The sequence below is a fragment of the uncultured Planktosalinus sp. genome (assembly GCF_963973675.1).
Lineage (GTDB): Bacteria > Bacteroidota > Bacteroidia > Flavobacteriales > Flavobacteriaceae > Planktosalinus.
In genome coordinates, this window is record NZ_CAXBAN010000040.1 from 1 (window position 1) to 10779 (window position 10779).

A 10779-nucleotide genomic window follows, 5' to 3' on the forward strand; every position below is an offset into this window, starting at 1 on the left:
AAGATATTTTCATTGCCAGTAAAGATGCACCTGATCCTTCACCAAGTCCAAAAACTCAGGAAACATTACCATAGCAAGATTAAAAAGCAATAAAAGTACACTGCCAATATATCCCATTGAATAGCCTCTGGCACTAACGCTGTCCTGTTGTTCTTCAAAAGCAATATCGGGTAAATATGAATTGTAAAACACCAAACTTCCCCAAAACCCAATTAATGCCATAAAATAACATAACAAACTAAAATAGATAGCATCGAGACTAAACCAATACAAACCAATACAGGAAAGGCTTCCCAGGTAACAAAAAAATTGCATAAACCGTTTTTTATTACCAACATAATCTGCAATTCCTGAAAGTAATGGTGACATTATCGCAACCAATAAAAACGCAGCAGCAGTTACATAACTTATTAATGGTGTACTACGAATTTCACCTCCAAATACAAGCACTGTATCAGTTTCAGCAAGATCAAACAAAGCCTGATAATAAATAGGAAAAATAGCAGATGCAATAACCAGACTATAAACAGAGTTAGCCCAATCATAAAAAGCCCAGGCGAAAAGTAGCTTTTTACTTCCTTTTTCAGGGGTTTTAATCATAAATCCAGAAATTAAGTTTAAATAGCTAATAAAAAAAGCTGCAATTAAAGCAGCTTCTAAAATATAAAAATTGATTTATTTTTAATTGGGTTTTATTTTTTAAAAGTAGTGACACCAAATTTTCTTGCTTCAGCTTTAGACTCATCTACCCATGACAAAATATTATTTATTCTTGTAGTACTTGAAGGGTGCGTGCTTAAAAATTCAGGAGGAGCAGCTCCGCCTTGTTCTTGCATTCTTTTCCATAATTCAGCTGCCTCAACAGGATCATATCCTGCCATAGCCATTAAAATGAGGCCTATTCGGTCAGCCTCAGTTTCATGATTTCGGCTAAAGGGCATCATAACGCCCACTGTAGTACCCACACCATAAGCAGTATTGAAAATTGCCTGATACTCAGGGTCATTGGCCAGTGCAACATTCCCGGCAACAGCACCGAGTTGTTGTAATTGACCAGCACTCATTCGTTGCTGACCATGGTTGGCAAGAGCGTGTGCTACTTCATGACCCATTATGGCTGCTATTCTTGCTTCTGAATTTGCAACTGGAAGTATTCCTGTATAAAATACAATTTTACCACCGGGCATACACCAAGCATTTACAGCTTCATCTTCTACCAAATTAAACTCCCACTGATATTCACTTAAATAACCTTGATAACCATTGGCATTTAACCAACGCTCAGAGGCTGTTGCAATTTTTTGACCTACATTATTAATCCTGTTAGCATCAGCTGTTCCTTTAACAACTTTATTTTCTGATAAAAATTGATTGTATTGTTGAAATGCCATGGGCAAAATCTGAGAATTGGGTACTAATGCCAGGGTCTGTTTTCCTGTAAAAGGATTGGTTGTACATGCTATCAGTAAAAAAAGCATTAAACCTGTAGTTAAAACACGTTTTATTTTCATTTTTTTGTTTATTGAATTAAAACATTTAAAAATACTAATACAATTCTTATAAAACAAACTTTATACCACTGGGATTTGAGTTTCTAAAATTAAACTAAATTTGAAAGATTTACCAAGTTTAACTATTTCGGCACACATCTTGTTATTACATAAAAACAAAAAACAATCATATTATGAAAAAGCTCCTTTTTACACTCGCAGTTTCAGTTTTCTTTTTATCATCCTGTGAAGGACCACAAGGACCTCCGGGAATGGATGGAATAAATATATTGGGACAAACATTTGAAAGAACTGTAAATTTTCAATTCAATAATCAAAACGGACTTCAGGAAGTCTTGATAGAAATTCCAAATTCCATAGAAGTCTTCGAATCGGATGCTATTCTGGTCTACCGTCTTGAAGGTCAATTGCCTGACAATGTAGATTTATGGAGTTTAATTCCTCAAAATTTTTTCCTCGGAAATGGCGATATCATTCAGTATGTTTACAATCATTCGTTCTTTGATGTTCAAATTCAAATTGATGGAAATTTTGACCTATTCACACTTGGTCCTGCATTCACTCAAAATCAAACGTTTCGTTTTGTGGTAGTACCATCTGAATTTGCAACAACATCTGGTGTAGACATAAACGATTATAATGCTGTCATGAAGGCACTTGACTTAGATTAAACAACATATTTAAATATAGAAAACCTTCAATATTTATTTGTTGAAGGTTTTTTTATACCAAAAAACAGAAACATTTTAAATTAAAGTTAAAAAATCTAAAATGTATTTTTTTTCGTAAGTAAATTGTAATTTTAAAAGAAAAATATGTTATCAAAAATCACTCTTTGCTTTTGTGTTATTCTGCTTTTTGGTTGTAATTCAAAAGCTCAGCAAGAATCTTCCGAAAATAAAACGAAAAAATATACGGTTCAAAAAACTGAAACCCAATGGAAAGCTGAACTTAATGACCTTGAATATTATGTCTTGAGGCAAGCCGGAACTGAAAAAGCCTTTTCAAGTCCGTTGGATTCATTTTATGAATCCGGCACATACCATTGCGGGGCTTGCGGGGTTTTATTATATAAAAGTCAACATAAGTTTGACTCCGATACCGGATGGCCCTCATTTGATCGTGGTGAAAATAAAAACCTTGAGTTTGACACAGACTATAAAATTGGCTATCCACGCATTGAGTTGAAATGTGCAAACTGTGGAAGTCACCTTGGCCATTTATTTGATGATGGCCCTATGGACACTACTGGGAAAAGACATTGTATCAATGGCGCAGCACTTTCATTTAAACCAGTAAAAAATGAATAAAAAACACTATCCTATTGAAAAAACTGAAGCAGATTGGTTGAAAGAACTCGGTGAGGAAAAGTACCGTGTTTTAAGACAAAAAGGCACTGAAAGAGCTCATTCGGGTGACTATAATCTTCATTTTAAGTCTGGTAAGTATTTCTGTGCGGCTTGCAATGCACTTCTTTTTGAAAGTGCTACTAAATTTGATAGTGGGTGTGGTTGGCCGTCTTTTGATCAAGCGGTTGAAGGAAGTATTGAATACCTAAAGGACACGAGTTACGGAATGATTAGAACTGAAATTTTGTGTTCACAATGTGGCAGTCATTTGGGACATGTTTTTGATGACGGTCCAACAGAAACTGGTCAGCGGTATTGTGTTAATTCGTTAAGTCTCAAATTTAACAAATCTTCTTAGGAAAGCCATTCTTTAAAATCTTTAACACGATCTCTGGCTACTATAACATCATCAGTTTTAAGATTGTTAAGTTTAATTTTTAATCGTGAATTTGAATAACTGATAATATCATTTATAGCGTGAATATTGATTAAATATTTACGGTTTACCCTAAAAAACTCAACAGGGGATACCTCTGGCTCCAATGCTTCTAGCGTACTGTCAATCAAATAATTTCTACCTTCAATTGTTTGAATATATGTTCCTTTATTTTCACTATAAAAACATTCAATTTCACTTGTTGAAATCAATTTTATATGCTGTCCTACTTTAACAGTAAATCTTTTTTTATAATCCCTTTCGAGTGGATGAACCAATAATTTTTTTATATCATTAATGCTTAGTTGAACATTTTTACTTGAAATATCATTTCCAAATTTGGTTTTCAAAGAGTTGTATTTTAAAACTGCAATTTCCAATTCGTGTTCATCAATGGGTTTTAGTAAATAGTCAATACTATTTAATTTAAACGCTTGCAAGGCATACTCATCATAGGCCGTTGTAAAAATAATTGCACTTTCAATTTCAATGGTTTCAAAAAGCTCAAATGACAATCCATCATTCAATTGAATATCCAGAAAAATTAAATCGGGATGAGGATTGTTTTGAAACCAAATTTTAGAGTCTTCAACAGAGTGCAGGATTGCTATGACATTTACATCAAGCTTTTCAAGCATCCTGCCTAAACGTCTTGCAGCGGGTTTTTCATCTTCTATAATGAGTGTTTTCATTGGTTTTTTTAATGGTTTTTCTTATTCCCATTGTTTTCGTTGTTTTTTTTCTTTCTCAAGTATTTCATTGATTTTACGCTCCTCCCATTTTCTTCCTAAAAAGATATTAGGTCCAAAAACACTAGCCCAATGAGCAAATAAGCCAATTCCCCAAAAGAAAGGCAACGAAAGGTGGCCAAACTCAATATGAATGGATTTTGTGCTTAGTATATTTGTGTTCACAACAAAAATGAAAATATTTACCAATATATATACAATGAGATGCACATAAAACCCTTTGATTTCCTTGATCTTTTTTTGAGCCATTTTGTATAGCTCTTCATCGTGATAATTCCGTTCCATTAGTTCCAGTTTTTATTGTTTTGTTTCTCTTTTTCCATGATCTCCTGAATTTTTTTCTCTTCCCAAGATGATCCGTAACCAAACACGGTAAAGCCGTGAATTGAAACGCCTATTCCCCATCCTAAGACAGGAAACCAAAACCATTGAAAGTCCCAGTAAGTATAATAATTAATAAAAATTAAAAATGGTATTACGATTAGGTATGACAATAAGTTGCTGTAAAATTCTTTAATTTCTTTTACGCGCCTGTGAGCTTTAATATATGCTTCGTTCGTATTGGAGTGTGATTGTGTGTCCATAATTGTATATTGTTTTGTTAATACTGGTAATTCTACTTTAAAATGTTGTGTTGTTTCTTCTATTTTTAATTTACGAGGTGTTACAATAGCATAGCGGTTGATTATGTTTTGTAAGCCTACCCCTTTTCTGGTTTTTAAAACTTCTTTTCGCTGTAAATCATTTTCTACAACCAGGGTGTTGTCTTTTTCATAAATGCGAATGTGCAAAGGCTTTGATTCACTCACAATATTATGCTTAATAGTGTTTTCAAGTAATAATTGCAATGAAAGAGGTACAACTTTTGCATCAGGGTTGGATAAATTCTGAGGTAGATCAAAAAAGAGACTGTTCTCAAAACGCATCTGCAACAATTGCATATATGTTTTAGCAAATTTAAGTTCTTCTTCAAGGCTTACCAATTCCTTGTCTTTTTGATCCAAGACATAGCGATAGATTTTAGACAATGAAGTGGTAAAGTTTTGTGCCTTATCAGGATTTTCTTCAATCAATGATGTCAACACATTCAAGCTGTTGAATAAAAAATGTGGATCAATTTGGTTTTTTAAACTTTCAAATTGCGCTGAAGCTGTACCAGCAATGATTTTTTGCTCTTTCAGTTTGTTTTTTTGTAACTCCTTGTAAAAATGAAAAGCATGAAAAAACAATGAAATAACCAGAGTGATAATTAAAGCAATAAAGTAAAACTGAAGTCGCTCTGTCTCAAAAAAATCTTCAAGACTTTTGCCATTAATAAATGTTTGGTGAATCAACCTGATAAAAAACAAGGTAGTCAAAGTGATAATTACAGATCCAACCAGTCCAACAGTAAGTCTAAATTTTTCGCGGTTCTTCCAAACAACCTTATCATTGAGATAATCAAAAAAATAGGAGTTTACTAATCCCAATGGAACGCTATAAAAAATGTACAAAGCAACAGAAATTAATAAATTAGTATTGAATGAAACTTCTGCTCCTGAAATCAGTTGAAACGACAAGTCTAAGACAAAAAGTATAATCCCGATTAAAACTCCAATACTAAAGACAAAAGCAAAATTCTTCATTATTTACAATTCTTAAGTGCATTCTCAGCTTGTTCTTTCCCCCACTGAGGGTGAAAAGGACTTTCAGGCTTAAAGGTATCAAAAAGTTTTATTGATTGTTCAATTGCCTCACAAATTGATTTGGTGTCTGTTCCAAAAAACTGTGCAGACCCCATTTCAAATTGTGCTTTTCCTAAAACAACTCGAGGATTGTTGGGCGCCAAGGCACTTGCCTTTCCATACAACTCCATTACAGGACCGGATAGCCTTTGACCATTCGTCATTGGATCATGAGCAATTTGAGCAGTATAAACCATTGCTTGCATTACCAGCAATTCTGCATTGTCTTTATGCTTTGGTTTTAATAAATCCAGCGTCTCTTGTGCTTTACTAATAAGAATTTCAACTTTAGCTTGATCAGAAGTTTCAAAAGCAGAAGTTGTGTTCACCAAGACAACATAATAACCAGGCAGCCAGTTACCATCTTCTACTGAAGCAATCCTTTCAAAAAGTGCTGAAGCTTCTTCTGTTTTTCCGTCGCTCCAAAGATCAAATGCCTTTTGCATGTTTTGCTCATAACTTGATTGAGCAGTTGTTAAGGCTGTCACTACAAGTGCTAAAATAATAAGTACTTTTTCCATAATTTGTGATTTTTTAGTTATTGATAAAGCAAAGATGCAAATGATTATTTTCGGTAAAAATTACTTTTTACCCAATTGTAGAATTTTCAGGATGAATTGTAGAACTCTTTAAATTTGTCCTAAATTGAAATAGAAGGCTTCTATTTTTTTTTATCTTCGCTGCTTATGAAAAATGAACAACTAACAGCTTTAAAAGCTTTTTTAAGCACACCTAAAAGCATTGCAATTATCGGTCACAAAGGGCCTGATGGTGACGCCCTTGGGTCCACTTTGGCACTTTCGTTGTATTTAAAAAAATTAAATCATCAAACAACTGTGATTGTGCCTAACGAATTTCCTAATTTTTTAAAATGGATGCCTCAAAGTGACTCTATATTGATTTATGAAAAGAATCAAGAAAAAGTTGAAACAACCCTTGATAACGCTGAACTTATTTTTACACTAGATTTTAATTCTTTCGCACGAGTAGGTACCGAAATGCAGAGGCTCTTAGAACAAAGTGATGCTCCTTTTGCAATGATAGATCACCATCAGTTTCCGGAAGCCTATGCAACATACCAATACAGTGATGTGAACATTTGTTCCACAGCACAAATGGTGTACCACTTTATGGAAATGATGGGCGATAGGGCACTTTTAGACAAAGACATTGCAACCTGTATATACACCGGTATTATGACCGATACCGGATCATTTCGATACAGATCCACAACTGCAATAACTCATAGAGTAGCCTCTCACCTTATTGAGCAAGGAATAGATAATGCCCGAATCCACCAAGCCGTATATGACACCAACAGTCCTAACAGAATGCAACTTTTGGGAGTTGCACTTCAAAATTTGGTAATTTTAGAAGAGTTCAACACGGCATTCATAACGCTAACACAAGAAGAACTAGATCAGCATCATTTCCTTAAAGGAGATACTGAAGGATTTGTCAACTATGGTTTATCTATAAAAAATATAAAATTTGCTGCTATCTTTATTGAACATAAACTAGAAAAATTAATCAAAATATCATTTCGGAGCGTTGGAGATTTTAACGTCAATATTTTTGCGCGCAATTATTTTGAAGGTGGTGGGCATAACAATGCAGCGGGAGGCAAAAGTAATCTTTCAATGAAAGAAACGGTTAACCAATTTATTGCTAACTTGCAACACTATAAAAAGGAACTTTCAAATGAATAAGTATTTCAAAACTATCCTTCTATTTTTACTTGTTTTTTCAGCTTGCAAAACACCGGAAGCTAGAAGACCGGTTAAAACAACGTCAGGTAGTTTTATCGATGCTTCGGTTGCTATGAACAAAAAAATTATCGCTGCTGATGAAAAAGACATTCTAGCTCTCATTGAAAAGGATACTTCAAGAGAATACTATTCTTCAGAACAAGGTTTTTGGTATTATTACAACAATGAAATTCCATCAGAAACTGAACAGGCAGGTTTTGGCGATGTTGTTAAATACGAATATGAAATCAAAGACTTGAACGGAAACTTAATATACACAAAAGAAGAACTGGGAACTCAAGAATATCAAATGGATAAAGAAGAATTGATTAGTGGATTACGAGAAGGACTCAAACTTATGAAAGAAGGAGAAACTGCCACTTTTTTACTTCCCTCTCACAAAGCATATGGCTATTATGGTGATTTAAAACGCATTGGTGCCAATATGCCTATAATAACAACAGTAACCATTTTAAACATTGAACAAATCAATTAAAACCAAATAATTTTATGAAGAAAATAGTTTTATTATTCGCCTTTTTTGCTTTCACTCTTTTTGCCTGTCAGGACAAATATCCAGAACTTGAAGATGGCGTATATGCAGAATTCATTACCAATAAAGGAACGTTTGTGGCCAAACTTTTTCACGAGCAAACACCCATCACAGTCTCAAATTTTGTAGATCTTGCTGAAGGTAAAAATGCTCTGGTTGACAGCACTTATAAAGGAAAACCTTTTTATGACAGTTTGGTATTTCACAGAGTAATCAAAGACTTTATGATTCAAGGTGGTGACCCCTTAGGAAACGGAAGTGGAAACCCAGGATACCGCTTTCCGGATGAAATTGTCGAAGGACTTGAACACGACAAGAAAGGAATCCTTTCAATGGCAAACTCAGGACCCGCAACTAATGGAAGCCAGTTTTTTATAACTGTAAAAGAAACACCACACCTCAACGGTTTGCACACAGTTTTTGGTGAAATTGTAATCGGCATGGAAGTAGTTGAGGCCATAAGCCTTGTGCCTGTAAATCAAAATAACCGCCCAGAAGAAGACGTAGTTATTCAAAACATTAACATAATTAGAAAAGGAAATGTAAACCTCAATTCTTTTGAAGAAGAAATGAAAGAGGTTGAAAATGAACGGAAAGAAAAAGAAGAACGCTTAAACAAAGTCAAAGAAAAAACAGCAGCTAAATTTAATAAATTAAAAGAAGATGCTGAAGAACTTCCTTCTGGTCTTAAAATGATTTTTACAAATAAAGGAGACGGTATTCAGCCTAATGAAGGTCAACGTGTTTTGATTCATTACGAAGGTTACTTGGAAGATGGAACTTTGTTTGACTCCAGTAAATTGGAAATTGCTGAAAAATATGAAATGGTAGACCAACGAAGGGTTCAGGCAAATCAATATGCACCAATGCCGGCTGAATATAGTAGAGATGCTCAATTAATTGCCGGGTTCAAAGAAGGTATGTTAAATATGAAAGTTGGCGATGAAGCTGTATTATTCATTCCGGCCTATTTGGGGTATGGAGAAAGAGGAGCTGGTTCAGTAATTCCTCCTAACGCTGATTTAGTTTTCAAAATTGAAATAACTGATATAATCAACTAACAAAATTTTGAAACTATAAATAAAGTAAAAAAACGCTCCATTTTTTGAAGCGTTTTTTTACTTTATTTAATTTTATATAACTGATTGGAGATTGATAGTTTGATTAGTAAATTAATTGTAATTTTATTGAATACAAATCAAATACCCTATGAATTCCAAAATAAAACTCCATTTCTTAGGTGCTTCACATACCGTTACAGGTTCTAAGTTTTTAATCGAAACGAATCAATCAAATATATTAATAGATTGTGGGATGTTTCAAGGGCTAAAAGAACTCAGACTTCTTAACTGGAAACCTTTTCCATTCCCTGCTAAAGACATTGACTTTGTAGTGCTCACTCACGCTCATTTAGACCATTGTGGCTATTTGCCAAAATTGATTCAGCAAGGTTTTAAGGGTTCCGTTTATGGAACTGCCCCTACCCTCGCCATTGCAGAAGTGATTTTGAGAGACAGTGCTGTGATTCAAGAAGAAGAAGCAAAAAAAGCCAATGATGAAGGATATTCTTCTCACCAACCTGCATTGCCATTTTATACCCTTAAGGAAGCAGAACAAACCATCAAGCATTTCAAAACCCAAAAAATTAACGAATGGATTACATTAACCGAATCAATTCGCTACCGTCATCAAAAAAATGGACACATCATAGGAGCTACTTTTATTGAATTGGAAGTGAACGAAAAAATTATTGTTCGTAAAAACGACTTGCTGCTTGACCCTCCCAACAAACCAAAGTGGGCTGATATTTTAGTAATGGAAAGCACTTATGGCAATAAATTACACCCTGAAAATGACGTCGACATCTTACTAACCGAATCTATTAAACAATGCATTCATAACAAAAGCACATTAATCATTCCCAGTTTTGCAGTTGAACGTTTACAAACTTTAATGTATAAACTTTGGGAACTGTACAGCAAAAATAAAATTCCACAAATACCCATTTTTATCGACAGCCCCATGGGCAATGAAGTTATTGATATTTTTTCTCAATTCCCCGAATGGCATAAATTATCTGGCAAGGAATTCAATGCACTTAAAAAGCATTTTAACATTATAACCTCTTACAAAGACACTTGGGAAACCATAGACGATCAACGTGCTAAAGTAGTCATCGCCGGAAGCGGGATGGTTACCGGAGGACGCGTGTTAACTTATCTTAGATATTATCTCGACAAACCTGAAACCATCGTTCTTCTTGCCGGTTTTCAAGCTGAGGGTACACGCGGACGTCAGCTACAAGAAGGCGCTCACGAACTTAAACTGCACGGAAAATACATTCCTGTGAAAGCCCAGATTAAATCCATTCAAAGCCTGTCTGCCCACGCTGATCAAAGCGAATTGATCGATTGGATGAATGACATTAAAAATATTCCCGAACAGGTCTTTTTGGTCCATGGTGAACCCACAGCACTTGATGCATTAAGGGTAAAAATAAATGATACATATGGCTATAAAACCTCAATTCCAATGCTTAATGATGTTTTTGAAATAGATTAAAACCGCTTGTATAGTATAACAAATATCCTTAAAAATACGTACATTCGAAAACTTACAAAACTATTCAAATAAATCCCATGAAAAACACAACTGTAATCAAGCTGAAGCACTTTTTGGGGATAATTTTCCTTCTATTTTTCACTTCTT

The 10779-nt window shown here is 34.4% G+C and carries 12 protein-coding genes and 1 pseudogene; 7 read left to right on the forward strand and 6 right to left on the reverse strand.

Translation table 11 applies throughout. From position 1 onward, the window contains the following. Positions 1-600 (reverse strand): annotated as a pseudogene (locus AACY61_RS02765) (MFS transporter); the annotation flags it as partial. A 92-nt stretch (positions 601-692) separates the two neighbouring features. Then, positions 693-1511, reverse strand: coding sequence for a M48 family metallopeptidase (locus tag AACY61_RS02770; RefSeq protein ID WP_339609956.1), 819 nt, complete (start codon positions 1509-1511; stop codon positions 693-695). Between the two features lie 173 nt (positions 1512-1684). On the opposite strand from AACY61_RS02770, the gene AACY61_RS02775 reads away from it, so the two are divergent. The 3 genes from AACY61_RS02775 (at position 1685) to msrB (AACY61_RS02785) (ending at position 3218) form a co-directional block, all read left to right on the forward strand. Beyond that, positions 1685-2182, forward strand: coding sequence for a collagen-like protein (locus tag AACY61_RS02775; protein ID WP_339609958.1), 498 nt, complete (start codon positions 1685-1687; stop codon positions 2180-2182). A 144-nt stretch (positions 2183-2326) separates the two neighbouring features. Continuing rightward, positions 2327-2821, forward strand: coding sequence for a peptide-methionine (R)-S-oxide reductase MsrB (gene msrB, locus AACY61_RS02780; RefSeq protein ID WP_339609960.1), 495 nt, complete (start codon positions 2327-2329; stop codon positions 2819-2821). Further along, positions 2814-3218, forward strand: coding sequence for a peptide-methionine (R)-S-oxide reductase MsrB (msrB, locus tag AACY61_RS02785; RefSeq protein ID WP_339609962.1), 405 nt, complete (start codon positions 2814-2816; stop codon positions 3216-3218). Before msrB (AACY61_RS02780) ends, msrB (AACY61_RS02785) begins: the two co-directional genes overlap by 8 nt. Here the strand turns inward: msrB (AACY61_RS02785) and AACY61_RS02790 are convergent. From AACY61_RS02790 to AACY61_RS02805, 4 genes are read right to left on the reverse strand one after another with little or no spacing between them, the layout of a single operon-like run. Further along, on the reverse strand, positions 3215-3988 hold the full coding sequence (locus tag AACY61_RS02790) for a LytTR family DNA-binding domain-containing protein (RefSeq protein WP_339609964.1): 774 nt from the start codon (positions 3986-3988) through the stop codon (positions 3215-3217). The two genes, msrB (AACY61_RS02785) and AACY61_RS02790, sit on opposite strands and share 4 nt — an antisense overlap. A gap of 21 nt (positions 3989-4009) precedes the next feature. Then, positions 4010-4330: a 2TM domain-containing protein gene (locus AACY61_RS02795; protein WP_339609966.1), complete on the reverse strand. Its 321-nt coding sequence runs from the start codon at positions 4328-4330 to the stop codon at positions 4010-4012. Beyond that, positions 4330-5670: a histidine kinase gene (locus tag AACY61_RS02800; protein ID WP_339609968.1), complete on the reverse strand. Its 1341-nt coding sequence runs from the start codon at positions 5668-5670 to the stop codon at positions 4330-4332. Before AACY61_RS02800 ends, AACY61_RS02795 begins: the two co-directional genes overlap by 1 nt. After that, positions 5670-6290, reverse strand: a complete 621-nt coding sequence (locus AACY61_RS02805) for a hypothetical protein (RefSeq protein WP_339609971.1) — start codon at positions 6288-6290, stop codon at positions 5670-5672. Before AACY61_RS02805 ends, AACY61_RS02800 begins: the two co-directional genes overlap by 1 nt. A gap of 165 nt (positions 6291-6455) precedes the next feature. On the opposite strand from AACY61_RS02805, the gene AACY61_RS02810 reads away from it, so the two are divergent. From AACY61_RS02810 to AACY61_RS02825, 4 genes are all read left to right on the forward strand, one after another. Continuing rightward, positions 6456-7478 carry a DHH family phosphoesterase gene (locus AACY61_RS02810; RefSeq protein ID WP_339609973.1) on the forward strand — a complete coding sequence of 341 codons (1023 nt, stop codon included), beginning with the start codon at positions 6456-6458 and terminating at the stop codon, positions 7476-7478. After that, a complete protein-coding gene (gldI, locus tag AACY61_RS02815) occupies positions 7471-8013 on the forward strand; it encodes a gliding motility-associated peptidyl-prolyl isomerase GldI (RefSeq protein WP_339609975.1) in 543 nt (180 codons plus the stop codon). Before AACY61_RS02810 ends, gldI begins: the two co-directional genes overlap by 8 nt. A gap of 14 nt (positions 8014-8027) precedes the next feature. Next, positions 8028-9131 carry a peptidylprolyl isomerase gene (locus AACY61_RS02820; protein WP_339609977.1) on the forward strand — a complete coding sequence of 368 codons (1104 nt, stop codon included), beginning with the start codon at positions 8028-8030 and terminating at the stop codon, positions 9129-9131. A gap of 148 nt (positions 9132-9279) precedes the next feature. Then, positions 9280-10632 (forward strand): MBL fold metallo-hydrolase, encoded by a 1353-nt coding sequence (locus AACY61_RS02825; RefSeq protein WP_339609979.1) that lies wholly within the window; start codon positions 9280-9282, stop codon positions 10630-10632. Positions 10633-10779: the final 147 nt, after the last annotated feature.